The organism is Pseudoalteromonas sp. A3 (assembly GCF_025942345.1).
GTDB classification, from domain to species: Bacteria; Pseudomonadota; Gammaproteobacteria; order Enterobacterales; family Alteromonadaceae; genus Pseudoalteromonas; species Pseudoalteromonas atlantica.
Map to the genome: position 1 here is coordinate 249586 of NZ_JAPCKL010000003.1, position 26202 is coordinate 275787.

Annotated in this window: 25 protein-coding genes; 7 read left to right on the top strand and 18 right to left on the bottom strand. The window is 42.0% G+C overall.

What is annotated here, in order from left to right; genetic code table 11:
* Window position 1: 1 nt before the first annotated feature.
* The 4 genes from OIZ54_RS07220 to OIZ54_RS07235 all read right to left on the bottom strand — a co-directional run bounded on the left by OIZ54_RS07220 (window position 2) and on the right by OIZ54_RS07235 (window position 4119).
* Window positions 2-1006 carry a FecCD family ABC transporter permease gene (locus tag OIZ54_RS07220; protein ID WP_264390059.1) on the bottom strand — a complete coding sequence of 335 codons (1005 nt, stop codon included), beginning with the start codon at window positions 1004-1006 and terminating at the stop codon, window positions 2-4.
* Between the two features lie 4 nt (window positions 1007-1010).
* Entirely contained in the window at window positions 1011-1820 is an 810-nt protein-coding gene (locus OIZ54_RS07225; RefSeq protein ID WP_024031566.1) for an ABC transporter ATP-binding protein, read from the bottom strand.
* A gap of 298 nt (window positions 1821-2118) precedes the next feature.
* Window positions 2119-3051: a porin gene (locus OIZ54_RS07230; RefSeq protein ID WP_054983757.1), complete on the bottom strand. Its 933-nt coding sequence runs from the start codon at window positions 3049-3051 to the stop codon at window positions 2119-2121.
* A 198-nt stretch (window positions 3052-3249) separates the two neighbouring features.
* Complete coding sequence (locus OIZ54_RS07235; protein WP_004587984.1) at window positions 3250-4119, bottom strand: LysR family transcriptional regulator; 870 nt, start codon at window positions 4117-4119, stop codon at window positions 3250-3252.
* A 90-nt stretch (window positions 4120-4209) separates the two neighbouring features.
* On the opposite strand from OIZ54_RS07235, the gene OIZ54_RS07240 reads away from it, so the two are divergent.
* Together OIZ54_RS07240 and OIZ54_RS07245 are read left to right on the top strand one after the other, a co-directional pair.
* Complete coding sequence (locus tag OIZ54_RS07240; protein WP_004587983.1) at window positions 4210-4584, top strand: DUF413 domain-containing protein; 375 nt, start codon at window positions 4210-4212, stop codon at window positions 4582-4584.
* An 87-nt stretch (window positions 4585-4671) separates the two neighbouring features.
* Complete coding sequence (locus tag OIZ54_RS07245; RefSeq protein WP_264390060.1) at window positions 4672-5907, top strand: response regulator; 1236 nt, start codon at window positions 4672-4674, stop codon at window positions 5905-5907.
* 52 nt (window positions 5908-5959) lie between these two features.
* Here OIZ54_RS07245 and rarD read toward each other — a convergent pair whose 3' ends face one another.
* Window positions 5960-6877: an EamA family transporter RarD gene (rarD, locus tag OIZ54_RS07250; RefSeq protein ID WP_004587981.1), complete on the bottom strand. Its 918-nt coding sequence runs from the start codon at window positions 6875-6877 to the stop codon at window positions 5960-5962.
* A 130-nt stretch (window positions 6878-7007) separates the two neighbouring features.
* Complete coding sequence (locus tag OIZ54_RS07255; RefSeq protein ID WP_264390061.1) at window positions 7008-7463, bottom strand: thioesterase family protein; 456 nt, start codon at window positions 7461-7463, stop codon at window positions 7008-7010.
* Between the two features lie 134 nt (window positions 7464-7597).
* Here OIZ54_RS07255 and recQ point away from each other — a divergent pair, with 134 nt between their 5' ends.
* The 4 genes from recQ (at window position 7598) to OIZ54_RS07275 (ending at window position 12212) form a co-directional block, all read left to right on the top strand.
* On the top strand, window positions 7598-9421 hold the full coding sequence (gene recQ, locus OIZ54_RS07260) for a DNA helicase RecQ (protein ID WP_004587979.1): 1824 nt from the start codon (window positions 7598-7600) through the stop codon (window positions 9419-9421).
* A gap of 7 nt (window positions 9422-9428) precedes the next feature.
* Window positions 9429-9713, top strand: a complete 285-nt coding sequence (locus OIZ54_RS07265; protein ID WP_264390062.1) for a DUF3630 family protein — start codon at window positions 9429-9431, stop codon at window positions 9711-9713.
* Between the two features lie 146 nt (window positions 9714-9859).
* Window positions 9860-11569, top strand: a complete 1710-nt coding sequence (locus tag OIZ54_RS07270; protein WP_264390063.1) for a POTRA domain-containing protein — start codon at window positions 9860-9862, stop codon at window positions 11567-11569.
* Between the two features lie 70 nt (window positions 11570-11639).
* The gene (locus OIZ54_RS07275; protein WP_029772372.1) at window positions 11640-12212 is read left to right on the top strand and encodes a mechanosensitive ion channel domain-containing protein; all 573 of its coding nucleotides are present in this window, start codon (window positions 11640-11642) and stop codon (window positions 12210-12212) included.
* A gap of 74 nt (window positions 12213-12286) precedes the next feature.
* Here the strand turns inward: OIZ54_RS07275 and OIZ54_RS07280 are convergent, their stop codons facing one another.
* The 3 genes from OIZ54_RS07280 to OIZ54_RS07290 are packed head-to-tail and all read right to left on the bottom strand — an operon-like array spanning window position 12287 to window position 14676.
* Entirely contained in the window at window positions 12287-13345 is a 1059-nt protein-coding gene (locus tag OIZ54_RS07280; RefSeq protein ID WP_264390064.1) for a succinylglutamate desuccinylase/aspartoacylase family protein, read from the bottom strand.
* Window positions 13332-14237: a 30S ribosomal protein S6--L-glutamate ligase gene (gene rimK, locus OIZ54_RS07285; RefSeq protein ID WP_004587974.1), complete on the bottom strand. Its 906-nt coding sequence runs from the start codon at window positions 14235-14237 to the stop codon at window positions 13332-13334. The genes OIZ54_RS07280 and rimK overlap by 14 nt, the downstream gene beginning before the upstream one ends.
* Before the next feature lie 10 nt (window positions 14238-14247).
* On the bottom strand, window positions 14248-14676 hold the full coding sequence (locus OIZ54_RS07290) for an ATP-dependent zinc protease (RefSeq protein ID WP_264390065.1): 429 nt from the start codon (window positions 14674-14676) through the stop codon (window positions 14248-14250).
* Window positions 14677-14954: 278 nt separating this feature from the next.
* Here OIZ54_RS07290 and OIZ54_RS07295 point away from each other — a divergent pair, with 278 nt between their 5' ends.
* Complete coding sequence (locus tag OIZ54_RS07295) at window positions 14955-15926, top strand: zinc transporter ZntB (protein ID WP_264390066.1); 972 nt, start codon at window positions 14955-14957, stop codon at window positions 15924-15926.
* A 54-nt stretch (window positions 15927-15980) separates the two neighbouring features.
* On the opposite strand, the gene OIZ54_RS07300 is transcribed toward OIZ54_RS07295, so the two are convergent.
* The 9 genes from OIZ54_RS07300 to OIZ54_RS07340 form a co-directional block, all read right to left on the bottom strand.
* Complete coding sequence (locus OIZ54_RS07300) at window positions 15981-17156, bottom strand: polysaccharide lyase family 7 protein (RefSeq protein ID WP_004587971.1); 1176 nt, start codon at window positions 17154-17156, stop codon at window positions 15981-15983.
* Between the two features lie 682 nt (window positions 17157-17838).
* Window positions 17839-18174 (bottom strand): ribonuclease E inhibitor RraB, encoded by a 336-nt coding sequence (rraB, locus tag OIZ54_RS07305; RefSeq protein ID WP_004587970.1) that lies wholly within the window; start codon window positions 18172-18174, stop codon window positions 17839-17841.
* Window positions 18174-18887: a 1-acylglycerol-3-phosphate O-acyltransferase gene (locus tag OIZ54_RS07310; RefSeq protein WP_154945547.1), complete on the bottom strand. Its 714-nt coding sequence runs from the start codon at window positions 18885-18887 to the stop codon at window positions 18174-18176. The genes rraB and OIZ54_RS07310 overlap by 1 nt, the downstream gene beginning before the upstream one ends.
* Window positions 18888-19056: 169 nt before the next feature.
* Complete coding sequence (gene parC, locus OIZ54_RS07315) at window positions 19057-21351, bottom strand: DNA topoisomerase IV subunit A (RefSeq protein WP_096041195.1); 2295 nt, start codon at window positions 21349-21351, stop codon at window positions 19057-19059.
* Between the two features lie 10 nt (window positions 21352-21361).
* Window positions 21362-22456 carry a PQQ-dependent sugar dehydrogenase gene (locus OIZ54_RS07320; RefSeq protein ID WP_024031553.1) on the bottom strand — a complete coding sequence of 365 codons (1095 nt, stop codon included), beginning with the start codon at window positions 22454-22456 and terminating at the stop codon, window positions 21362-21364.
* Between the two features lie 30 nt (window positions 22457-22486).
* Window positions 22487-24376, bottom strand: a complete 1890-nt coding sequence (gene parE / locus OIZ54_RS07325) for a DNA topoisomerase IV subunit B (RefSeq protein WP_055254871.1) — start codon at window positions 24374-24376, stop codon at window positions 22487-22489.
* A 26-nt stretch (window positions 24377-24402) separates the two neighbouring features.
* A complete protein-coding gene (locus tag OIZ54_RS07330) occupies window positions 24403-24972 on the bottom strand; it encodes a YqiA/YcfP family alpha/beta fold hydrolase (protein ID WP_264390067.1) in 570 nt (189 codons plus the stop codon).
* The gene (locus OIZ54_RS07335) at window positions 24957-25742 is read right to left on the bottom strand and encodes a metallophosphoesterase (RefSeq protein ID WP_248463094.1); all 786 of its coding nucleotides are present in this window, start codon (window positions 25740-25742) and stop codon (window positions 24957-24959) included. Before OIZ54_RS07335 ends, OIZ54_RS07330 begins: the two co-directional genes overlap by 16 nt.
* Window positions 25729-26187, bottom strand: coding sequence for a DUF1249 domain-containing protein (locus tag OIZ54_RS07340; protein ID WP_024031550.1), 459 nt, complete (start codon window positions 26185-26187; stop codon window positions 25729-25731). The genes OIZ54_RS07335 and OIZ54_RS07340 overlap by 14 nt, the downstream gene beginning before the upstream one ends.
* Between the last annotated feature and the right edge of the window lie 15 nt (window positions 26188-26202).

Genomic DNA, 26202 nt, shown 5'->3' on the forward strand with positions numbered 1-26202 from the left:
ACTATGCCTTTGTTTTTCTAAAAAAGAGTAAGCTTAAAAAAAATACGCTACCCATGGCTGCTGTAATTACCCCTACAGGGAGCTCTTGGTTTTTAAGTAATGAGCGCGAAAGCACGTCAACCCACACCATAAACGTGCCGCCCACTAAACTGGTAATTAGTAAGCCAGCAGTACTGCCCTGAGATATAAAAAAGCGCACTATGTGCGGCACCATTAAACCTACAAAGCCAATACCGCCACATAGGGCCACCAGCACGGCCGTTATTAACGAGCTCAATACCAACATTAAAATTCTAAAACGGTGCACACGGACCCCAAGCGTTATCGCGCTTTCATCGCCAAGAAGCAGCGCATTTAACTGCCTTTTAAAGCTCAACATAAAGCTAATACACACCACTATAACCACGCATGGCAACCATAACGTGGCCCATTGTGCGCGGGCAAAGCTGCCTAACGTCCAAAACAAAATACCAGCCACTGCTTGCGGGTCACTCCAATACAGCAATAAACTTGTAAATGCGCTAAATAAAAACGACAGTGCCACCCCCGCTAGCAACATAGACTCTACTTGCGACCTTTTTTGCCGCCCAGCAATAAGTATCAATAAGCCCATTGCTAAAAAGCTCCCTAATAAGGCAGCAGCCGATAACATAAAACCTGTACTAATACCCGCAACAGCCATAAGCAGTACGACCCCAAACGATGCGCCTGAGGATATGCCAAATAAATACGGATCAGCGAGCGGGTTACGAGTAACCGTTTGTAAAATAAGCCCTGCAATAGCCAAACCTGCGCCCGCCATAAAGGCAAGTAAGGTACGAGGTAACCTAAGCTCATAAATAATACGCGCGTTAAACGAGCCCTCCCCTGCTGATAAAACCCCTGTGAGCACATCACTTAACGGCGTATCTGCGGCGCCAAAGCTCAGTGCGCTAAAAAGGCTAACCAGTGCAATTAATACGGCTGCTATAAATATTGTCCACTGGTTTATTTTTGTTATATCCATTTAATTAATAGCCATAAAAGTAAGTAATATGAGGAATAGTTTGGCCATTTTCTGTGCGCTGAGGGTGGCTAGTTACGCGCGCACAGACCCCAAAAACATCCGCTAGCATGTCCTCACTAAGTACCTGCGCAGGCGAACCTGTATGTGTTATTTTACCTTTATTAATAACCACCAGCTCATCGCACATAGCGGCTGCTAAATTTAAATCATGAAATGAGGCAAACACAGTAACCCCTAGCGATTTTGCCAGTTCCATCACTTGTATTTGGTATTTAACATCTAAATGGCTGGTTGGCTCATCCATGATGAGTAATTGCGGTTGCTGCACTATAGCGCGGGCAATCAATGCACGTTGCTTTTCGCCCCCCGAAAGCGATTCAAAATTTTGCTTACACTGTTGCTCAAGCCCTACGGTTTTTATTGCCTGTGTAATTTTTTGTTTGTCGCTGTGGGTGGTGGCGCTAAATAATGATTTATGAGGTGTAAGCCCAAGGGCAACCACATCAAATAATGTTAGGTTAAATTGCGCAGGCGTTTCTTGTAGAACTACAGCAACATATTTTGCGTAGTCTTCACTTTTAAGCTGCCAAATATCCTGCTGATTAAAGGTAACGTTACCAGCGGTCGGTTTATTAAAGCGATACAAACAGCGCAGTAAGCTCGACTTACCCGCCCCATTTGGGCCAATTAACCCAATAAACTTACCCTTAGCTATGTGTAAATTAATATTGTTTAAAATGGCGTGATCATCAACTTCCCACGACACATTTTGAACGTTTAATAAGGGTGTATTTGGCGCTAATGTAGTTTGCAAAAGTGAGTCCTTGGAAAGCGTGCACTCACTAATACACAGCTAAAAGACTAGTGCATCAATAAAAATGAGTTTACCCGCTCGTTAAAAAAGTATACCAATCTAGAACTTCTCATGCTGATTGATATGTCTCATTTGTATCTGACTTAAAGCGTGGTGCTAATTACAGTTACGGGAATAGTTGAGGAATTTCACCCCATTCCAAATGAGGGTCTATTATGGGCGGGTAAGTAAATAATTTAAAGTAAAAAAAACCGCGCTCATTAGAGCGCGGTTAATAAAGGGAGTGTTTAAGCAACGCTTAAAACTTGTATTCCATACCTAGGCCAACGTAGTCTTGGTCAACATTGTTGTCCATATCAAAGCTTGAGTAAAAACCAAATACTTTAATGTTTTTATTAAACTTATGATCAACACCTACAGAAACTGCCGTTTTGTCGTCGCTGTCATCAAAGTCCATTGCTTGGTATTGCACTTTAAACGTGTTTTTACCCATGCTGTAGGCTGCGTTTAATAAATAGCCGTCAGCTTCTGCGCTACCGTCTACTTTTTCTTGAGTTTGGTACATAGCGCCTAATTTAAAGCTCTCTACTTTACCTTGAATTGACGCACGCACTACATCGTAGCCATTTACTTCGCTATCGGCTGCAACCGAGGCGTAAACCGCACTCTTTTTAAGTGCAGAGTCACCGTAGGTAACCGCCATTGAATAACCGTTATCTGCATCTACGTCATCTTCGGCAATAAATGTAGCAAGTACTTTAAAGCCTTCGTAGCTTTTAGATGTATAAGTGATTGAATCACCTAAGCGGTTTTCACCTTTAAAGACATTTTTAATATCGCCTTCAAGGTCATTAAATAAATCTAACTTACCTTGCGATTGTTTAAGCGCTGTATCGTTACGACCCACAACAACTTGACCATATGCACCTTTTAAACCTACATACTGGTTACGTGCAGAAATATTGTCGTCGTTATCACCTTTAGAGTCAGCATCAGATACATCAACTTGAAACTCAAACTTATAAACCGCTTCTAATCCATCAGTAATCTTTTCAGACCCTTTTAGTCCAAAGCGAGATGCATTACTTTTAATTTCAGTGAAAGACCCTTCGCCATCATCAGACGATTGCACAGTAACATTCGCTTTACCGTATACATCAACGTCTGCAAACGCGCTAAAAGATAAACCACTTACTAGTGCAACACATAAGCTCGATTTTACAAAATTCATGTTATTTCCTCGATAATCACAAGACTAATTTTTAAAACAGCTGCAGTTTGTCACCGTTAAATGACAGATATATTACAAAGGAAACATTTTTGTCTTTTTATTTTAATAAAAGTGTCTAAATTCTGAAAACAAACCGACATGAATATTTAATAAACAAAATTGTACCTATTCAACCTCATTAAAAATCATAGTCGGTATTTAGTGTTCATCAACAGGCTGATAAGCATTTATTTTAGGTAATAAGTTAATCAGGGTTTCTATTAACTCTTTTTGCTCGTTGTCTCTGTGGTAAGCCACAAAAATATCACGCGAAGTATGTTCTACGTCTTTTACATGAAACAGCTCCCCCTTTTCTAGGTGAGACTCAACAAGTACCTCAGGAATAAACGCGCTACCACCACACTGAAGAATTAAGTCAAGTGCAATACGTCCCGTACTGGTTCTAAAATAAGGCGGCGTTTTACCGGTAAATTGGCGCGCATGCCATAGTGAAAACGTAGTACCCCAATCAACGTATACATATTGGTTATCAAAAAAGTTCTCGTTAGTGGCCGTGTCATAGCCACTAACCGGAATAATTGGCAGCTCGCAAATTCGCTCAACCACAAGCTCGTCTACTTTAGGGGGGTCAAATAAAATGGCTAAATCAAGCGTACGCTCTAATAATAACCGCGTGCTTTCTTGTTGGGCTTTAACCTCTGCGACCAACGACACCCCAGGCATAGCCGACACAATATTAGTAATGCCAAATTGTAAAAACGCATCCCATATATTAGGCGTACCCGCTAAACTTATTTGCTTGTGCATGTTATCGGCAAGTGCCACATCGACTTTGGCACGCTGCATGCCGGTGATGATCATTTTAGCGTGCGGAAGCAATCGCTCTCCTGGCGCCGTTAATTGAATATTGTTACGCTGGCGAATAAACAAGTTTACACCCAACCCCTGCTCTAACTGGCGAATTCGAAAGCTTACTGCCGATTGAGTGATATACAGGTTTTCAGCCGCTTTACCAAAGTGACGCGTGCGCACAACCTCTACAAATGTTTTTAATAAATCTATATCCAATTTTTTATCCTCACGATAAAAATAACTTGTTTAATAAATTGTCAAACTTGCATCATACTCCAGCAATAAACAGGGTATGAGGATACAGTTATGAGCAACGATATTTCACTACTTCGCCAAGCGTTTGTTAGCCAACGTCAATTTTATGATGATCAAAACTTTCCTCGCGGGTTTAGCCGCAGCGGAAACTTCACCTTATTAGAAGCCAGCATATTAGAGCAACACGGCGTTGTACTAAAAGGGCTTTATAATAAAACTTTAGCACCCCAAAATACGCTACAAGAGCAATTTGTTGACGTAGTTTGTGGCAGTAAAGAACCTACAAACCCAATCGAAAAAGCCTGGGTTAAATATTTAAAACTAACAACCTGTAAAACCAAGTTTCATACACTTTTTGGCCGTTCAAAAATGTCAGGGCCGGTACCAATAAGCCAAGACGATTATAGCGAATCAGATAGCGTATAAGCCTCTAAGATATTTGCTTTTTTGCGTTTTAACAGTTACAACTTGTATAAGCAAATACTTTTGCAAAATATCAAACAAGGTTGTTACGTGACGCGAAAAATACTCATAGTTGAAGATACGCCTACTATAGCGCGTGTGCAAAAGCATATCGCGCTTAAAGCAGGTTACGAAGTAGATATAGCCGAGTCTTTAGCGGCAACAAAAGAGCTAATAAAACACAATAGCTACTTTTGCGCTGTTGTTGATTTTATCCTTCCCGATGCTCCTGCCGGTGAGGCGATTCCGTATACTATTAATGCCGACATTCCCACCATAGTAATGACAGGCAACATAGATAAACAAACTCGCGACACGGTAGAAAAATACCCAATAATTGATTACATAATCAAAGAAAACAAACAGGCTTACCAATACCTAGAAAAACAACTAAGCCGTTTACCACGTAACGAGAACGTAAAAGTGTTGGTCGTCGACGACTCAACCTCTACCCGTAGATACATTTGCAGTTTACTAAAGCGCCATAAGTATCAAATACTCGAAGCAAAGGACGGCAAAGATGCGCTAGAGGTACTTGAAAGCCAAAAAGACGTGTCTGTTATTATTACCGATAACGAAATGCCAAACATGAATGGTGATGAGCTATGCGCCGAAATTCGCCGGCTTTACAGTAATGATGAAAAAGCCATTATCGGTATTTCAGGTGCTGACTCGTCAGCATTATCGAGCCTATTTTTAAAAAATGGTGCCAACGACTACCTCCATAAACCCTTTAACAGCGAAGAGTTTTACTGCCGACTAAGTCAAAACGTCGACATGCTTGAGCAAATCGCAACAATTAGACGCCAAGCAAATACTGACTACTTAACGAATCTGCCTAATCGACGCTACTTTTTTGAAGAGTCGAGCAAATCACTCAAGTATTTAAAAAAATCGAATCAAGATGGTGCACTCGCCATGCTTGATATAGACCATTTTAAATCGATTAACGATACATACGGTCACGATTCAGGCGATGAGGTTCTCAAAGGGTTAGCGGTGTGTTTTAAAAAGTACTTTGAAAAGCAGCTAGTCGCTCGCTTAGGCGGTGAAGAATTTGCCGTTTACTTTACTGATGCAACCACAGCGCAAGCGCTAAAACGCCTTGAAGGATTTAGGCAATTTATAGAGCTTAATAGCCAAGAGTTTAGCCAAGAAAAAATTAAATTTACAATTTCTATTGGTTTTGCAAGCGGCCCTATTTACCAAATAGATGAGTTACTTAAACAGGCCGATTTAAAGCTGTATGATGCAAAAGAAACCGGCCGTAATAAAGTAATAAGCTAAACCTTAACGCTGCTTTATAGCAACTTGCTTAAACTATTATTGCGCATAGGTATTAAACTTCGGCGGCCGTTACAGCCGCTTTTTTACGCTTACGCGATTGATGATAAGAGTCCCAAGTAAATATAGCCAGTGCACTCCAAATACAGGCAAACGTAATCACCCGCTCTGCATCAAATACTTCATCGTAAAACACCACAGCAAGCATAAACATTAAACTTGGCCCTATGTACTGAAAAAAGCCCAATGTTGTGTACTGCAAACGCTTGGCCGCTCCGGTAAAGCAAAGCAGCGGCAACGTAGTAATAATACCGGCACTAATTAACAGCGCATTGGTATGCCAATCGTTTAGGGCTAAGTCGGAAGTAGGCGTTGGTGCCATTACCCACCAGTAAATTAATGCAACCGGCAGTAAAATTAGGGCTTCGAGTAAAATGCCTGGCAGCGCTTCAACAGGTAACTTTTTACGCAGTAAGCCATAAATAGCAAAAGACGTGGCAAGCGAAAACGCCACCACCGGAAACGAGCCAAAACTGACCAATTGCAATACTACGCCCGCAAAGGCTAAAAACACTGCAAACCCTTGTAACTTTCGCAGCCGCTCGCCTAAAAATAGCATGCCCAACAGCACATTAAGTAATGGGTTTATGTAATACCCTAAACTGGCATCGAGCATATGGTTATTATTAACCGCCCAAATAAACAGCCCCCAATTAAAGCCCAATATAGAAGAGGTAAGTACTAACATTAAAATAATTTTTGGCTGGGCAACTATGCGCTTAACCTTATCCCAGTATTTAAGCACACTGACCACAAGCACTAAAAAAACCACAGACCAGACAACACGGTGAGTTAAAATTTCAAAGGCAGAAACATGCTGTATTTGTTTGAAATAAATAGGCGCTAAGCCCCACATTAAAAAAGCTAAACAGGCAAAAATACCGCCTTTACGCTGCTCGTTTGCAATCGACATACATACTACTTATTCATACTAAAAGGCCGACAGTTTATACCAATTCGCGCTATTAAGTGATTTATTTTGCGGTAACTAAAGCTCAGCGCAAGGCAAAGCTTTTTATTTTAGCCGTTCGTAATTAGCAGCTTTAACCTACTAAATACGTACCTGTACCAAAGGCGATTTGGATTGCCTTTTCGTTGTGCAGCTCCATTCTACATACACACACTTTATTACCTGAGCGGATCAAAGTAGCACTGGCTGTAAATGTCTCCCCTTTGCCAGGGCGCAAATAATCTGTGCGCAAATCAATAGTGCCTAAGGTAGCCAGCTTTTGCTGTACGCTAGGGATATCGAGGTCGGTTAATTTATCAATAACACTGGCTGCTGCAAGCATGCCGCCCACATTATCGAGCACCGCCGATATAATACCGCCGTGAAGAATTTTTTGCGCAGGGTTGCCTATAAATACATCCTGCCAAGGAAAGGTAATTTTAGCTTGCTCAGGGCTGAGCGACTCTACAGAGATATTTAAAAACTGATTAAATGGCATGCCATTTACAAACAGTGCGCCAACTTGTTCAATTAACATTTCTTTATTCATTATTATTCTCTATGTTTAAATTAACACTGGTACGATGAGTTAAGCATACCTGAAGCAAAACCACGAGGCACTAATTAAATCATTTACCTCTAAGCTAAAGACATCCTATAAAAAAACCACTAAAATAGCCGCCGATGAATACTCTAACCCCTACACCTAGCACATTGGTCCGCAAGCCCGACACGGTTCTTAAACAAGTGTTTGGCTACAGCGAGTTTCGTGATGGCCAAAAAGCGGTGATCGACGCGGCCATTAATGGCCAAGACTCTTTGGTACTACTGCCTACAGGCGGCGGTAAATCAGTGTGTTACCAAGTACCAGCGTTAGTGCTCGAAGGGGTTACTGTGGTAATTTCACCGCTTATCTCGCTCATGCAAGACCAAGTAACGCAACTGCAAGCATTAGGTGTTAAAGCCGCTTACATTAATAATAGCCTGGCTCGCGAAGAGCAACAATTAGTGTACCAACAATTGCACCAAGGGCTAATAAAATTACTGTATGTTGCCCCTGAAAAAGTGCTTCAGCATGAATTTACTGAGCGACTCAGCCACTTAAATATCAGCTTATTTGCAATTGACGAAGCACATTGTGTATCGCATTGGGGGCATGACTTTAGACCTCATTACTTTAGATTAAATGAGCTTAAGCAGCGCTTTCCCCATGTACCTATGATGGCACTGACCGCCACGGCCGATAAAGCGACCCGCTTTGATATAGTTGAGCAATTAAAATTACAACAGCCCTATATACATACCGGCAGCTTCGACAGACCGAATATTCGTTACACCATCGAAGAAAAGTTCAAGCCCATGGCGCAACTACTGCGCTATTTAAAAGAGCAAAAAAATCAAAGTGGTATTATTTACTGCACTAGCCGTAAGCGCGTTGATGACATTGCCGAAAAACTCGCTGATGCAGGTTTAAATGCCGCCGCGTACCATGCCGGCATGAGCAACGAACAGCGCCAATTTGTGCAAACCGGATTTGCCCGCGATGATATTCAAATAGTCGTTGCGACCGTTGCCTTTGGTATGGGCATAAATAAACCAAATGTGCGTTTTGTTCTGCATTACGATATTCCAAAAAGTATTGAAGCCTACTATCAAGAAACTGGCCGCGCTGGGCGTGATGGCTTAGCCGCAGAAGCCATTATGTATTTTGATCCCGCCGATATAGGCCGCGTTAGGCGCTTTTTTGAAGACATAGACGATGAACAACGCCGCCGCGTAGAAGAACAACGCTTTAATGCCATGGCCAGCTTTGCCGAGGCGCAAACATGCCGCCGGCAAATACTATTAAACTACTTTAGCGAGTATAAACGCGAGCAATGTGGCAACTGTGATATTTGCATTAACCCACCAAAAAGCTTTGATGGCACATTAGTAGCGCAACAAGCACTTTCGTGTGTGTATCGAGCTGGGCAGCGTTTTGGCTTAGGCTATATTGTAGAATTATTACGCGGGGCTAATACCAGCCGTATACGCGACAACAACCACCACGAACTCAGCACCTATGGCATAGGCAAAGACAAAAGCAGTGAATTTTGGCTCAGTATATTACGCCAACTTATACACCAAGGCTTGTTAAGCCAAGATATTACCCAAGGTGCCTCGCTGCGCTTAACCGAAGCAGCACGCGCTGTACTTAAAAGTGAATACGCTCTACAGCTTGCCGAGCCGCGCTTACAAGCTAAACACGTATACCAAGATAAACTGGCGCAGTTTAACTACGACAAAAAACTATTTGCCCGCTTACGGGCTCTGCGTAAAGAACTCGCTGATGCCGACGATGTACCGCCGTACGTTGTATTTAACGATAAAACCTTAGCCGAAATGGCGCAATTAATGCCCACCAACGACAGCGAATTTTTAAAGGTGTCGGGCGTTGGCTTTACCAAACTCAATAAATATGGCGGCGAATTTTTAACGGCCATTCGTAATTACCTTGCTAGCAATTAAGTAAACTATGACCCAAATTGAATACAATCACGCCCATAAATGCATTGTTATAAGCCCGGTAGAAGCCCCACACGATGAAGACTTTGAGCTGTGGAGCACGCTGTTTTTACACGCCGATGAAATAACAGTTATTGACTACGCAGGGGGTGCTGACCGTCATCAATTGCGCTTTAGCTATCAACAGCAAACCTTTAATTTAAATTTTGAACACTACAGCGAAAGTATTTGGATTAATGGCGAAGGCCAAGAAGCCGAGCATTTATTAGCAGCCCTTGCTTTTTACTTAAGCTAAAACACTTCGCATATGCACTAATTAACAAAGGTGCGTAACGGTAACAATTAATTAGTTTCAAAATCCATACCTTTTACTTACATTGTAATAACAATGATGTAAGCTGATATTACGACTCATATTTGCAGTAGTATTGAAGAGGTTGAATGGTGAATAGAAAATGGATTGCACACTGTTGTATAAGCTTAGCCCTTGTAAGCTTTAGTGCGCCTAAGGCCTTTGCACAACAACCACCCAATAAAACTAACACCTGCTCCGCTGTGCAAACTCACTCAGACAAAAGCAATAATTTACGCCGTGAGGTTGAAGATAAAACCACACTGATTAATAGTCGCAGCGACGCCCAAATAACCTCAATTACCCTTAAACAACTTAACGTTTTTAATACCGAGTTGGAGGAGGAAAATAACGCGCTTTTTCGTTTTGCCAACCGCGCGCATATTCAAACCGAGCCAGACGTTATTAGTAATATTCTGTTATTTAAACAAGGCGATAATTACAATGCCAGAAAGCTCGCTGAGTCAGAGCGTTTATTACGCCAACAAAACTATTTATATGATGCGCAAATAAGCGCGGTTGAAAACTGCGACGGCAACGTAGATGTAACGGTGGTAACTCGCGATTTATGGACCTTACTACCCGAAATAAGCTTTAGTCGCAGCGGTGGCGAAAATAAATCGAGTATTGGCTTTCGCGAGTCCAATTTACTGGGTTGGGGCAAGCGCTTGTCGTTTTCACGCACTACCGACAGCGATCGTAATGGTTATTTATTTGTTTATGACGATCCTAATATATTATCTAGCCGGTATCGCGGGCGCTTAGAGTATGCCGACAACAGTGACGGAAAACGCCACTTATTAGAGCTAACCTATCCGTTTTACGCCATAGATACACCTTATAGCTATGGTATTAAAAGCTTTTCTGAACAGCGAGAAGAGTCGTTATATCGCCGTGGTGATGAATACAGCGAGTTTGATCAAACAACCGATTTTTTTAGCGCTTTTTTAGGCCACTCTAAAGCATTATCTGATAGCTGGACACAGCGCTTAACGCTTGGCTATGTAAACCAAGAAGACAGCTTTGCAGAAATAGAAACAACCTTTGCTCCCTTGGCCAAAAACAGACAACTAAGTTACCCCTATGTGAGTGGTCATTGGTTTGAAGACAGTTATATAAAAGTGCGTAATTTTGACAGTATTTCGCGCACCGAAGACTTAAATTTAGGGTGGAATATTAAAGCCCTATTAGGCTACTCAGATGAATCACTTAGCAATGATGACAGCAGAGCCGTGTATTCGTTAAAAGCTAAAAAAGCACACTTTACTACCGACAGAACGCTGTGGCGTTTTAGTGCTCAAGTGGATGGTTATTGGAATAAAGAGCAAAAACAACTAGAAAACTTTTTAGCCACCAGCGAAGTGCAGTACTACTTAAATACCAGCGAAAACCAATCCTGGTTTGTTAAAGCCCGTGCCCAGTATGCTAAAAACCTAACCGCCGATAAGCAGCTAACACTTGGCGGCGAAACGGGCCTTCGTGGCTATCCTATGGATTACCAGCATGGCGACCGAACCTTTTTAGTCAGCTTAGAAAAACGCTATTACTGGGAGTACGATTTACTGCAGCTATTTAAAGTAGGTGCAGCGGGCTTTGTTGATGTTGGCCGCGCTTGGTTTAACGATGAAGACAACGGCGAAAACGATCATGTTTTAAAAAATGTTGGGGTGGGTTTGCGTTTAGCACCTAGCAGAGCAAACTCTGGCACCATGATCCACCTTGATATTGCCGCCCCGCTTGATAGCTACGACGATGTTGATTCGGTGCAGTGGCTCGTGAGTGTTAAAAACACCTTTTAAATAGCGAGCAATAAACGAAAGCGTTACACTAGCGCTTTAAATTTTCCTAAAAACAGTACGGGATCACACTTTGGAATTGTTTGCGCTTTTAGAGCTAATGGGTACGCAATATAAATTGATTGTTACCCTTATGGCCATTTTACTTTTTCCTCTTTTATTAAAAGTCACTAAAAAGTTGCTCGAAAAAGCCATAAAAGGAAAAGTAGATGTTCATCGTAAATTTAGAGCTGAGCTGTTATTAAAAATAATACTCGCGTTTGTAGTGCTGTGCTTAGTGCTTATATTTTGGGGTATAGAGCTGCGCGGGCTATTAGTTTTGGGCTCATCATTATTTGCTATGCTCGGGGTCGCTTTATTTGCCGCTTGGTCGCTGCTTAGTAACCTTACCGCTTTTTTACTCATGTTTATTCAAAATGGTTTTCATGTGGGAAATTGGGTGCGTATTGTTGATGGCGCAAACCATATAGAAGGGCGCATTGTCGAATTAGGTTTAATGAACGTGCTACTTGAGCATGTGGATGGGCACCGAGTTGTTTACCCTAATAACCTGTTTGTGACACGCCCGGTTATGGTATTAAATAAAGAACCTAAGCCTACAAAGGCACCGGTAATAAAACGGATTATAGGCCCTAAAAAGACATAGTTTTAAAAGTCATATCCGCAAAAAAGCCGCAGTAAGGCAAACCTCACTGCGGCTTTTTACTAGCTAACATAATGCTAATTATTTAGCTCAGCTGTTTTAAGCTCTTCATCTAAATCATTTATTTCGTCAATAAAATGCTCTAATTGCTGCTCTACTAAGCTGTTATCATTTGCAAAGTAAGCAAGGTGGAATACCGCATCCCCTTCGTTTACTAGTGGCATAGTTTGCTGGCCTATCACAATACCGCCCTTAGGCGCTAAAAGCTCAAGCTCGGCATCACCTAATGGGCTACTTATGTACGCCAGCACTTGGCCTTTTTCTACGTGTTCACCTAGCGATACTTGTGCACGTACAATGCCATCGACCTCAGCGCGTATCCAACTTGTAGACCCTGCAATAATAGGATCGGGCAGCTTTTTAGGACGTTTGCCGCGGATCATTTTTAAATGCCGCATCACATAATCCACACCCTGCACACCTGCTGCAATGGCAATAGGGTCAAAGCGTAAGGCTTCACCGGCTTCGTAAGTAATAACCGGTATACCTAAATTAGCGGCTTCACTACGTAATGAGCCATTACGAAGGGATGCATTTATAACCGCTGGTGTGCCGAATGCTTTGGCCATATCAGCGGTTGCTTCATCATCCAAGTTAGCGCGTATTTGCGGTAAGTTAGTACGGTGAATAGCTCCCGTATGTAAATCAATAATGTGGGTACAATGTACCGCCACCTGATTAAAAAACATATGTGCCATACGCCCCGCTAGCGATCCGCGCTCAGAGCCCGGAAAGCTGCGGTTCATATCACGTCTATCGGGTAAATAACGTGATTTATGAATAAAGCCAAACACATTAACAATTGGCACAGCAATTATGGTTCCGCGCAGTTTGCTTGCATCTATTTTTGAGAGCAGTTGGCGTACAACTTCTACACCATTTAGCTCATCACCATGAATAGCGGCACACACCATCAGCACCGGGCCTTCCATTACACCATTAACCACCTCAATAGGAATATTGAGCGGTGAATGGGTGTAAAGTTTAGCAGCCTCTAAGGCAAGGGTTTTACGCTCGCCCACGCCAACACTTTCACCTAATAAGGAAAAAGGACGATTAATTTTAACCTTTGCCACGGGTTGCGGTTCCTTTAATAGCAGCATTTTTTTCGATGAAATCAATCACCATACCGGCAATATCTTTACCTGTTGCCACTTCAATCCCTTCAAGGCCTGGAGAAGAGTTTACTTCCATTACCAACGGCCCACGAGATGAGCGAAGTAAATCAACGCCCGCTACATTTAAGCCCATTGCTTTTGCTGCAGCAACGGCTGTTTTACGCTCTTCTGGGGTAATGCGTACTAATGTAGCGCTACCACCACGGTGAAGGTTTGAGCGAAACTCGCCTTCTTGCGCTTGGCGCTTCATGGCCGCTATTACTTTATCGCCAAGTACAAAACAACGAATATCGGCTCCGCCGGCTTCTTTAATGTATTCTTGAACCATAATATTGGCTTTTAAACCCATAAACGCTTCAATAACACTTTCAGCCGCTTTGCGTGTTTCAGCAAGTACAACACCGATGCCTTGTGTGCCTTCAAGTAATTTAATAACAACCGGAGCACCGCCTACCATTTCTAGTAAGTCTTTAACGTCATCTGGTTTGCTGGCAAAACCGGTTACCGGCATGCCTACGCCTTTACGTGATAACAGCTGAAGTGAGCGTAATTTATCGCGCGAACGAGAAATAGCCACCGATTCGTTAACAGGATAAACCCCCATCATTTCGAACTGACGTAAAACAGAGCAACCATAAAACGTCACCGATGCACCAATACGCGGAACAATGGCGTCAAAATCTTTTAAATTTTCACCACGGTAGTGAATTTCTGGCTGCTCTGAGTTTATATTCATATAGCAACGAAGCGCATCAATCACCTTTACCTCATGACCGCGTGCCTCTGCCGCTTCAATTAAGCGACGCGTTGAATACAAATTTCTGTTGCGAGATAAAATACCAATTTTCATAGTTAAAACCTTAACTATCTAATAAATGAGATAAAGCCGGATCAACGACTATACGATTTTCCATGGCTGTACGCCCTAATAACATTCTAAACTTCATGGTTGCCCGACTCGTTAAAGTAACTTCTATTGGCCAGCTATGAGGCCCTGCATGCAACCTTGTTTCTATAAAATAGCGTAACTCTTTTTGCCCACTTGAGCTGGTTACCGCCTTAATTTTTTTAACCTTTGCTTTGCAAGTAATGCGTGTTTGCTCATCGTCTTGCAAAGGCTGGGCTATAAATTTTACCCACTTTTCACCGCCCTCTTCGTACTCTTCAATGTTAATTGCATGAATACATGAAGTGCGGGCGCCAGTATCAACTTTTGCTTTTATCTTCTCGATGCCAAGCTCGGGTAAACTTAACCACTCACGCCAACCAACAGTTAACTTTGCTGTCATAAATGTGCCCTTAATAAAAAAGTGACTTATACGCTACGGCGCAAAAAACACCAGCGAAATAAATTTATCTAGTCGATGAGTAAATTAAATTGATCTTTTATAGGAACTAATCACACAATGCGCGCCTAGCTGTTTAGTGCCTTATTTAGCAATTAAAGCCTGCATATAGGTTTTACCTTAACGCTAACTTATTAAAAGTTAAGGTAAGTTTGTAAAGCACTATGCAGATACACTATAGTTAACTGTATTAAAAATACACTATTATATGAGTTTAAAATATGATTAATGGTTTACTGCATGCACTGGTGCTTAATGAAAAAGGCGGCGCGCACGCCATAGAAAACACCCGCGATTTAAATAACTGGCACCCTAGCCAAGGTAAACTGTGGATACATATGGACTACAGCCAAAGCGAGGCTGTAACGTGGCTTAAAAGCCAGGCTCACCTTACCGACTTTGAGCTTGATTCGCTTATTGCTGATGAAACTCGCCCTCGCTTAACACCTAGTACCAATGGCCATATGCTGTTTTTGCGTGGTGTAAATTTAAACCCAGCGCAAAGCCCTGAGGACATGGTGTCAATTCGTTTATTTATTAGCGAATCTGTGGTTATCACAACGCGCAAACGTCGCTTACTTTCGATTCAAGATATATTAGCAGAGCTTAATGCTGGCCACGGCCCATGCTCAATATCAGAGTTGGTCGGCTCTATTACGCAAAAACTGACATCACGCATGCAAAGTGTCATTGATACGCTTGATGAAACCCTGGATGAATTTGAAGAAGAAATAGACGAGCCAAGTAAAAAGTTTGATAACCAAGGTTTATCTCAACTACGCCGTCAAACTATTGCCTTAAAGCGTTACTTAAAACCGCAAAAAGAAGCGTTGAGTTTAATGGTAAATAACCATTACCCCTGGCTTTTAGATGAAGATAAAGCAAAGCTAAACGAAACCACTAACTTACTTATTCGTTATTTAGAAGAGCTAGATAGCGCCATAGAGCGTGCGCAAATTATTCAGCAAACCATTACTAACCAAGTGTCTGAGCAATTAAATCAACGCATGTATGTAATGTCGGTTGTGGCTGCGCTTTTTTTACCACTGGGCTTTTTAACGGGCCTTTTAGGGGTAAATGTAGGTGGCATACCTGGTACCGAAAACCCTTATGCATTTAGTGCATTTGTGATTTTTTTAATTGTGCTTACTGGCGGTATTGGCGTGTACTTTAAAAATAAAAAATGGTTATAAAATAAAGTTTTTTTATTATGGCCACTCAATTGAGTGGCCATAATAAGTCACTAATTAATTAGTTTCGCGCGTATAACTCACATTGGTCATCGTCACTTTTGACTCTGTAATGCCTAAATCCTCAAAACAGTTTTTAAACGAGTTAGAGTTTCCGGCCTCACCACATTTATCTAATGTGTATGGGTCTTGCGATTGCAGGTAGTTACCAAACTTAAAGTATGACTGCGAATCATCCTCTACTGGTATACCGAACGAGTTACCGAATGCCGTAACCTCTACATCGCCGTAGTTATTAACTACCCGCAAGTTAAATGTCTCACCGCTGGTCATTGTACCCAAAGCAAATTTTTCTTCATTACCGCTGGTATTACGTAAACGTACGTACACATCAAAAATTCCGTTGTTCGCTACGCTATCATTAAAGCCCGATTCATCAGTATCCGACACATACACTTTAGATATAGTGCCGGTATCACTAGCATGGTGCTGTGATATAATTGTTTTTCCGCCATCAGACATCTCAACTTTTACCGTAGCTTCGAACACTTCATAGGTTTGAGTCATAGCAACGCGTAAACTTTCTTTAACTTTATACTCATGACGCCAGCCATTACCATTAGGCGTAATATGTTGTGCCTCTAACGGCACAAACACTAAGGTGCTATCGTCAACGAGAGGATTTGGGTTATCCCCTTCTAAATCAAAAATGCTACCACTGGTTATGCTGCTAGGAATTGTTGAACCATTTGAGTTATCGCTGCCGCCATCTGAGCCACCATCATTACTGCCGCTGCCCTCAACCAAGGCAAAATTATCAAACCTTACATCGCTGGTGTTGTTGTAATGTTTAGCAAAAACCTGAAGTGAATTGGTGTTTGCTGAGGTAAATGTTTTTGTTACTTTAGTCCACGAAGAAACATTAAAGGTTTGGTTTTTAAATAAACCATTTAAATCGTTTACACCAATTTGCCCTTTACCCAGCACATAAGCACTTAGGGTGTATTCAGTGTTAGGCTGTATATCTACCACTTGATAAACCCGTGCTGGACTGCCCTGAATTTTTAACGATTTTGAGCCACTGTAAGCATCTGAAGAAATAGCGGCTGGGTCGGTTTCGTTCCAGTTACTAAAGCCACTTTCAAAGCCTGCATTATTAATTGTTGCAGCATGAGATAGCGCTGAACTTGTCGCAATTGCGCTGTAAAAAAACAGTTTTTTATGGTTAATCATTATCTTTATTCCTTTAAACCTGAATATAAAAATAACCTAACTACCTAGTTTTGTGTCAGTCACTAAAACTTAGATCACCCTGTGTAAACAGGTTTCTATTTTTGTGTATGAATAGATTTGGCAAGAAAGCCCAGGTTACAAAAATCAATCTAAAACCCTTAAATTGGCCTTACCAATATTAATGCCATATGGCGAGCTAAAGGCTATATTTTTAGTTACCAATATGTCAACAGAGGATGTAATAGCAAATAAGTATTAGTTTTATTAAATATTACATTTACAACTTGTAAATAGTTATAACTATTCAACAGGTTATATATTAGGGACAGGTTAGCAATAAATAAAAATATTTTTTCAATTTAATGAATAAGTAGTACGTCGAAATAAGCCCTATTACCAATAGGAATATGAACAAGCTTAACTTTTAATGAACAAGTTAAGGAGAATTAAGTTTTTTATATGAAAGATAATAATTGGTTATAACAAAAATAAAATTGGTAACACGAAAAGTATTAAATTTTTGCCGTTAAATAAGGCAAAATAAAGGGGGGTATTAATGCGCCATTACACTAAAAATGAATTAATATCTGAAAATAGGCTGCGGTTTAAAGAGTCATGTTTACTCTGTGCACAAAAAAAGCGAGCATATATAAATGCTCGCCTTTATCAACTAGCTAACGCCTTACTCTTGAAAGTAAGTGCCCCAACCGTCGTATTCAACGTCACACTCAACAGCTAGCGCTGCAAGTTTATCAACGTCTTCCATTATAACTTCAACGTCTAGCTCAGCTTCGACTACAATATCAAAGCTCCAAATTTTGCTGCCATCTTCTAGCTCAAGCTCTGCCGGTTCTTCAACATCGTAGCCTAATTTAAAGGCAGCCAGTGCCGCTTGCTCTAATTTGCTAAAATCTTCGCATACAAAATGATGCTCAACTTCATAAAGTATTTCAGGATCAGAGCCATCTTCAAGTAGTGAACTTACGATGTCTTCACTTATTTCACGCCAGTTTTCCATTATTTATCTCTCGCTTGAGCATCTAATTCAGTTATTTTAGCAGCCATAATACTATGCACTTGGGTGGCCTGTTCACGGGCATTCACTTTTTTATCAAGTGATATAGGCGCTAACATTTCAATGTAAATTGTACCATTATCCCAGCGGTTTAGCTTAATAGTTTTATCAGTTGTGCTCATACATACCGGTACTATGGGTACATCTGCGCTTAAAGCGGTGTGAAATGCGCCGGTTTTAAATGGCAGTAAACCGCGGCCATAGCTTCTTGTGCCTTCGGGAAATACCCAAATAGATAGGCCTTTTTGTTTAATTTTTTCAGCGGCTTTTGAAATTGTACCTGCCGCTTTTGAGCGATTAGCTCTATCAATCAGTATGTTGCCCGACAACCAGTAAAGTTGTCCAAAAAATGGGATCCACTTTAAGCTTTTTTTGCCTAAGCTAACGCAGTTTTCAGGCACCATAGCCGATACAGTAAATAAATCGTAATTGTTTTGATGGTTTGATAGGTAAACCGCAGGGCCAATATTGAGCGCATCTGGGTGGCGCTTAAGGACAAGTTTAACCCCTAACATTTTAGCCATTGAGCCAAACCAGCCGGCTATCACATGCACATTATTAGGGTGAAACGGTCTCACAATCGACAATAACAACCCAAACACGCAGCTGAAAAATATAAACAGCACCATAATTAAAATACGTATAACAGCTAACAAACTTCTCTCCAAAATGTGTGTGCAATGCGCTATAAGCCACGCATATTTCACTATTATAACGTGATTTTATGACGATCACGAGACAATAGCGAACAGCTGTAAGCTGAAAAATACAGGATAAACAAAAACGGCCTGCAAAAGCAGGCCGTTAGAGGTATATATTTCGGGTTTATTCTTCGACTAATGTGTCATCATTTTGCTCATCTGCCGGCGTAAACTCCACCACTGCTTCATCAACACGCTGTAAGCCTCGCGGTAACTTATTACCTCTACGCCCGCGCTCGCCATGATAATGCTCCAAGTCGCTCGGTTTAAGCGTTAGCTTTCGTTTACCAGCATGAAGGGTAACGCTACTGCCTTGTGGTACCACCGCCAGCACTTTGACAAACTCTTCACGTGCTTGCACTTTAGCCCCTGGAATAGAGATAATTTTATTACCTTTACCTTTACCCAGTTTTGGTAAGTCGCGCAGTGGGAACAACAGCATGCGCCCTTCGTTCGAAATGGCCATGCAGTAATCGGTTGCTACATCGTTTACTCTGATTGGTGAGAGTAAAATTCCGCCCTTAGGCACGCTCACCAAGGCTTTACCGTTTTTATTTTTACTTACTAGGTCTTTAAAGTCAGTAATAAAACCATAACCCGCGTCAGAGGCCATAAGTAGCACTTGATTATCTTCACCCATTACCACGTGCTCAAAATTAGCCCCAGTGGTGAGGTTAAAGCGCCCTGTCATTGGCTCGCCCTGGCTACGTGCCGATGGCAAGCTGTGTGCATCGGTTGCAAATGCACGCCCTGCTGAGTCTAAAAATACCGCAGGCTGATTACTCTTACCCTTAGCGGAGGCTTTGTACTCATCGCCAGCACGGTAATTAAGCCCTTCTACGTCAATGTCATGGCCTTTACCAACACGTGCCCAGCCTTTATCAGAAAGCACGACTGTTACCGACTCTGAAGGAATTAAATCTTTTTCACTCAGTGCTTTAGCTTCTACGCGCTCAATAACAGGTGAGCGGCGATCGTCGCCATACATGTCGGCCGCTTCTTGAATTTCTTTTTTAAGAAGCGTTGACATACGACGGTCTGAGCCAAGCGTTTGCTCTAACTTGTCACGTTCTTTGGCCAGCTCATCTTGCTCGCCACGTATTTTAAATTCTTCTAGTTTTGCTAAATGACGAAGTTTTAATTCTAAAATGGCTTCGGCTTGAGTATCGGTTAAATCAAAGCGCTCCATCAACACAGGTTTTGGTTTATCTTCTGTGCGAATAATTTCAATTACTTCATCAATATTTAAAAAGGCAGCAAGTAAACCTTCTAAAATATGCAATCGTGCCAGTACTTTATCTAAACGGTGCTGTAAGCGCCTGCGTACTGTTTCGCGTCTAAACGTTAGCCACTCAGATAAAATACTGCGTAGGTCTTTTACTTGCGGGCGGCCATCAAGGCCTAACATGTTTAAGTTTACACGGTAGTTTTTTTCAAGGTCGGTGGTGGCAAATAAGTGCGCCATTAACGGCTCAGCTTTAATGCGGTTTGAACGCGGTACAATCACAATACGGGTTGGATTTTCGTGATCAGACTCATCTCGTAAATCAGCGACCATTGGCAGCTTTTTAGCATTCATTTGCGCTGCTATTTGCTCAAGCACTTTAGCCCCTGAACACTGATGCGGTAGCGCCGTAATAACAATATCGCCATGCTCTTCAGTATACACCGCGCGCATTTTAATTGAGCCTCGGCCGGTTTTGTATATTTTATGAATATCGGCTTTTGGGGTAATTATTTCAGCGTCGGTTGGATAATCAGGTGCGTGCACAAGCTCAAGTAACTCATCAAGCTCGGTTTTAGGCTTATCAAGTAATAAACAACAGGCACTGGCTACTTCACGCACATTATGTGGTGGAATATCGGTTGCCATACCTACTGCAATACCCGTTACGCCATTTAACAAAATATGCGGTAAGCGCGCCGGTAACACTAATGGCTCGTCCATAGTGCCGTCAAAGTTTGGCGTCCAATCAACGGTGCCTTGCCCTAGCTCTTTAAGTAATACCTCAGAGAACTTTGATAAGCGTGCTTCGGTATAACGCATTGCCGCAAACGATTTAGGGTCATCTGCTGCCCCCCAGTTACCTTGCCCATCGACTAATGGGTAACGGTAAGAAAACGGCTGTGCCATTAATACCATAGCCTCGTAACAGGCACTGTCGCCATGCGGGTGGTATTTACCTAATACATCACCTACCGTACGAGCCGATTTTTTATATTTAGCAGCGGCCGATAAACCCAGCTCACTCATAGCATAAATAATACGACGTTGAACCGGTTTTAAACCATCACCAACATGCGGTAATGCACGGTCCATAATTACGTACATAGAGTAATTTAAGTAGGCGTCTTCAGTAAAACGCCCCATTGTTTGTTGTTCAATTCCTTGCATTAGCAAGGTATCTGTATCACTCATTAAAGCTTACCTAGTTTTTCTTATAGCTTACGCGGTAGATCACGTTTGCGTAATCGTCGCTTATTAGCAGACTGCCGTCATTTAATTGTGCAAATGCAACTGGGCGTCCAAAGGTTGTTTCGTTATGCATAAAGCCGGTAATAAATGGCGTGTATTTAGTAATACGCCCTTGCTCTACATTGGCTACAGCCACTTTATAACCTGATTTTTTAGTACGATTCCACGAGCCATGTTCAGCAACAAATAGCTGCTCTTTGTAAGAGCCCGGGAACTGTTTACCGGTATAAAAATGAATACCAAGGGGCGCAACGTGAGCACCTAGCGCAAGCGCTGGCGGGCTGTAGTCACTAATGTTTTTACCTTTACCAAACTCAGGATCTGCAATGGCACCGGCGTGAACGTAAGGAAAACCAAAGTGCTCGTTTTCTTTACTTACGCGGTTAATTTCATCAGGTGGAATATCATCACCCATCATGTCGCGGCCATTATCACTAAACCATAATGCTTGCGTGCTTGGATGAAAGTCAAACCCCACTGAGTTGCGTACCCCTTGGGCTATTGTTTTAATTTGTTTGGTTTCTACATCAAGTGCAAAAATACGCCCGTAACGCTCATCTTCGGCGCATATATTACACGGAACACCAACCGGAATAATAAGCTCTCCGGTGGGTGCAAAGCGTAAAAACTTCCACCCGTGGTGACGATCCGATGGCAACGCGTTGTAAACCACGTCAAATTTAGGGTCTTTTAACTGCGTGTCTACGTTTTTAAAGCGAATAATACGGTGTACTTCACCTACGTATAAATCGCCATCTTTAATTGCTAATCCCGAGGGCATATTTAACCCCTCAGCAATCACCATTTTTTTATCTGCTACGCCATCACTGTTATGATCGATTAACGCATACACATTTCCTGCTTTGCGCGAACCTGCGTAAACAATGCCTTTTTTTGATACTGCTATTTGGCGTGCATTTTCAACATCATCAGCAAATAAGCTTACCTCAAACCCAGGTGCTACGGTGAGTTTGTCTAGTATGTCTTTTGCCATTGCTGGGGCTGTTGTTAAGCCAAGCAATAATAAACTTCCTAGTATTTTATTCATTTGCCTCTCCAAGTGTTAAACACAAGCTTATTATACCTGTGCTTTATTACCGTGATCTTCTAGCCACTGGCGTCTGTCTGACGAGCGCTTTTTAGCAAGTAGCATATCCATCATTTCTAATGTTTGCTCCTCTTCGTCTAGCGTAAGTTGCACTAAGCGGCGAGTGTTTGGGTCCATTGTCGTTTCGCGCAGCTGCAGCGGGTTCATTTCGCCCAGCCCTTTAAATCGTTGCACGTTTACTTTACCGCGTTTTTTCTCTGCTTCTATACGGGCCAAAATACCTGTTTTTTCATCTTCATCGAGGGCGTAATACACCTCTTTACCAATGTCGATTCTAAACAGTGGTGGCATAGCCACGTATACATGTCCTGTTTTAACCAGTTGCGGAAAATGACGCACAAACAAAGCACACAATAAGGTGGCAATGTGTAGTCCATCCGAGTCAGCATCGGCCAATATACAAATTTTATTATAACGCAGGCCGGTTAAATCAGTTGAGTCTGGGTCAATACCCAGCGCCACCGAAATATCATGCACCTCTTGCGAGGCTAATATTTGCCCTGATTCAACTTCCCACGTATTCAAAATTTTACCGCGCAGTGGCATTATTGCCTGAAACTCACGATCGCGTGCCTGCTTAGCCGAGCCACCTGCTGAGTCACCCTCTACCAAAAATAGTTCTGTACGGTCGTTATCGGCGGCACTACAGTCGGTTAGTTTACCGGGTAACGCAGGGCCTGAGGTAACGCGTTTACGCACTACTTTTTTAGCCGCTCGCAATCGGCGCTGTGCATTTGAAATACACAGTTCAGCAAGCAATTCTGCAGTATCAGTGTGCTCGTTTAACCATAAGCTAAATGAGTCTTTAACCACACCCGATACAAACGCTGCACATGAGCGAGAAGAAAGCTTTTCTTTCGTTTGACCAGCAAATTGTGGGTCTTGCATTTTTACCGATAACACATAGCTACAGCGCTCCCAAATATCATCTGGGGTAAGCTTTACGCCACGCGGTAATAAGTTTCTAAATTCACAAAATTCGCGCATTGCTTCAAGTAAGCCTTGGCGCAAACCATTTACGTGAGTACCACCTTGTGCGGTAGGAATAAGGTTTACATAGCTCTCCGCAATCGACTCGCCGCCTTCAGGTTGCCATACAACAGCCCAATCAGCCCCTTCAATCGAGCTTGAAAACTCGCCTACAAATGGGTCTTTTGGCAGTACTTCAAAGCCTTTAACAGCTTCAATTAAGTAATCCTTTAAGCCTGTTTCGTAAAACCATTCTTGAGTTTCTTTAGTTTGCTTATTAACAAACTTAATGCGCAAGCCTGGGCATAAAACCGCTTTAGCTTTTAATAGGTGGTTTAATTTAGTAATTGAAAAGTTAGCTGAGTCAAAGTAACTCGCATCGGGCCAAAATCGAACGGTTGTACCGGTGTTGCGCTTACCAACAGTGCCAATGACATTTAAGTCTTCAACTTTATCGCCGTTTTCAAAGGCCATTCTAAATTGTTGAGCGTCGCGCCTTACCGTTACTTCAACACGGTGCGATAACGCATTTACAACCGAAATACCTACCCCGTGCAAACCGCCCGAAAACTGATAGTTTTTGTTAGAGAATTTACCACCTGCATGCAGCTTGGTAAAAATCAGCTCCACCCCAGGAATACCTTCCTCAGGGTGAATATCTATAGGCATACCACGGCCATCGTCTATAACTTCAAGAGAGTTATCTTCGTGTAAGATCACATCAATTTTAGTGGCATGGCCCGCCATGGCTTCATCGACACTGTTATCGATAACCTCTTGGCCTAAATGATTTGGACGTACCGTGTCGGTATACATACCAGGGCGGCGTTTTACCGGCTCTAATCCATTGAGAACCTCAATGGCTTCGGCGTTATAATTTTGCTGACTCATAATTTTTATCTTTATATGCGCTTAGGCTAATTTGTTTTAGGTAATTTAAGAAACTCTGCAATACTATCTAAGGTGCGTTCAAAACCAACAAAGCTGTGATCGCCACCAAACTCAACTAACTGTTTGCATTGTGAAAAATAATTTACTGCGTGTTGATAATTTAACACTTCATCTCCCGTTTGCTGCAACAAATAGAGCAATTCGGGGGATGTTAATTTAGGCACATACAATGCTTTTAAAGCATCCATGTGGCTGGTATTTAACTCATAATGATAATCTTGGTACGGATTATAATTGTGGCCAATAAGCGGCGCTAATAAGTTAAACGGTGCTACTGCTGGGTTTATTAATGCTGCTCGCAGGTTATAACGCTGCGACAAATAGGTGGCATAAAATCCACCTAGTGAGCTCCCAAGTAACGCGGTATCTGGCGTTAATAAATGCTCAAGCTGTAAAATAGCTTGTAAGGGCTCGTGATTTAAACGCGGTACGCAATAGTCAACGTCATAGTTTGCCATAAGCTCGCCAAAGCGCACAGCTTTATATGATTTTTCAGAACTATTAAAGCCATGAATATAAATTACGCGTTTAACCATACAACATCCGTTTTAACTGTTAAAGCATTGTCCTGTGTAGTTAAATGCAACATTCGATAAGCGGGGCCGTGGTTTTCTTGCTGCCATTGCGGGCAATTTTTTGTAAATTGCACCGAACTGGCGGGCGTTGCATAAATACTCAGCTCTCTAAAAGTTTGCGTATAGTGATTATGCACATGACCGTGCAGCAACGCCGCTACATTAGCGCTATTAACTAACACGTTTAATAACTGCGGGCCGTTTTCAAGCATGTGTTTATCAAGATAGCCATTAATAGCAAGCGGGTTGTGATGACAAAACACCACATGCTGCGATTGCGAACTTGCTAAACAATCCGCGATTTCATTTAAGTGCTCACTAGACACCCACCCTGCAGGTGTAGGGCCTTTTGAATTTATAAGTAGCAGCTCAAATCCTTGTGCGATTATGCGTTTAGCTGACACTATTTGCCCACCACTGATGCGATTAAGCATGGCAATCTCATCATGATTGCCTGGTACCCAAAATACTGGGCAGGTCAAATCAGCGTTATTAATAAGCTCAGCAAATAATAAATAAGAGTCAAAACTATGATCTTGTGTTAAATCACCACCAAATATAACCGCATCTAATGACTGCGTGGCCATGTGCGCTAATGCGTGTGCAAAATGCGCGGCGGTGTTTACGTTAAAGTACTCTGCGTTAGGGTCGGCAAATAAATGGCTATCGGTTATATGCGCAACACGCAGCGATGAGCGGTTAAAGTGATAATGCTCATCAAACCAAGCCATTGTTTATATCCCAGTTTAGTACTGCTCGGCCATGCTCTACACAGGCTACTAACCAGTCATATAAAAATGCATTAAGTTGATACTTTTCATCTTTTTGGTGCATTTTAGGATTTGGATAACCATAAGATGGCTTTATCCGTTGATGGTAATCGTGGTGAATAATTTCAGCCACTTTTGCATCTTGATAAAGCCTTACTGTTAAATACAAAGGAGAAACGCCTTTAACCATCCCTGTTAGCTGTTTGATAGAAATATCCAGTGTGTACTTAGCACTATCGTCAATGATAATGGCAAATTCACTATGACCTAATTTAACTTTACGCACACTATTAGCACTGCGCTCTTTAGGTAATAGTTTTGAAAGACGTACGTAATTATGCTCGCAAAGCGTCATGTACTTTGGGAGGCTCTGAATATATCGTTGGGTTGCTAAAAGTGCTGTCAAAGTACCGCCGTATTA

Coding starts and splice junctions, on each gene's coding strand:
- OIZ54_RS07220 (WP_264390059.1), bottom strand. CDS start 1,006: ATGGATATAACAAAAATAAACCAGTGGACAATATTTATAGCAGCCGTA.
- OIZ54_RS07230 (WP_054983757.1), bottom strand. CDS start 3,051: ATGAATTTTGTAAAATCGAGCTTATGTGTTGCACTAGTAAGTGGTTTA.
- OIZ54_RS07240 (WP_004587983.1), top strand. CDS start 4,210: ATGAGCAACGATATTTCACTACTTCGCCAAGCGTTTGTTAGCCAACGT.
- rarD (WP_004587981.1), bottom strand. CDS start 6,877: ATGTCGATTGCAAACGAGCAGCGTAAAGGCGGTATTTTTGCCTGTTTA.
- OIZ54_RS07255 (WP_264390061.1), bottom strand. CDS start 7,463: ATGAATAAAGAAATGTTAATTGAACAAGTTGGCGCACTGTTTGTAAAT.
- recQ (WP_004587979.1), top strand. CDS start 7,598: ATGAATACTCTAACCCCTACACCTAGCACATTGGTCCGCAAGCCCGAC.
- OIZ54_RS07265 (WP_264390062.1), top strand. CDS start 9,429: ATGACCCAAATTGAATACAATCACGCCCATAAATGCATTGTTATAAGC.
- OIZ54_RS07270 (WP_264390063.1), top strand. CDS start 9,860: ATGGTGAATAGAAAATGGATTGCACACTGTTGTATAAGCTTAGCCCTT.
- rimK (WP_004587974.1), bottom strand. CDS start 14,237: ATGAAAATTGGTATTTTATCTCGCAACAGAAATTTGTATTCAACGCGT.
- OIZ54_RS07290 (WP_264390065.1), bottom strand. CDS start 14,676: ATGACAGCAAAGTTAACTGTTGGTTGGCGTGAGTGGTTAAGTTTACCC.
- OIZ54_RS07295 (WP_264390066.1), top strand. CDS start 14,955: ATGATTAATGGTTTACTGCATGCACTGGTGCTTAATGAAAAAGGCGGC.
- OIZ54_RS07300 (WP_004587971.1), bottom strand. CDS start 17,156: ATGATTAACCATAAAAAACTGTTTTTTTACAGCGCAATTGCGACAAGT.
- rraB (WP_004587970.1), bottom strand. CDS start 18,174: ATGGAAAACTGGCGTGAAATAAGTGAAGACATCGTAAGTTCACTACTT.
- parC (WP_096041195.1), bottom strand. CDS start 21,351: ATGAGTGATACAGATACCTTGCTAATGCAAGGAATTGAACAACAAACA.
- OIZ54_RS07320 (WP_024031553.1), bottom strand. CDS start 22,456: ATGAATAAAATACTAGGAAGTTTATTATTGCTTGGCTTAACAACAGCC.
- parE (WP_055254871.1), bottom strand. CDS start 24,376: ATGAGTCAGCAAAATTATAACGCCGAAGCCATTGAGGTTCTCAATGGA.
- OIZ54_RS07330 (WP_264390067.1), bottom strand. CDS start 24,972: ATGGTTAAACGCGTAATTTATATTCATGGCTTTAATAGTTCTGAAAAA.
- OIZ54_RS07335 (WP_248463094.1), bottom strand. CDS start 25,742: ATGGCTTGGTTTGATGAGCATTATCACTTTAACCGCTCATCGCTGCGT.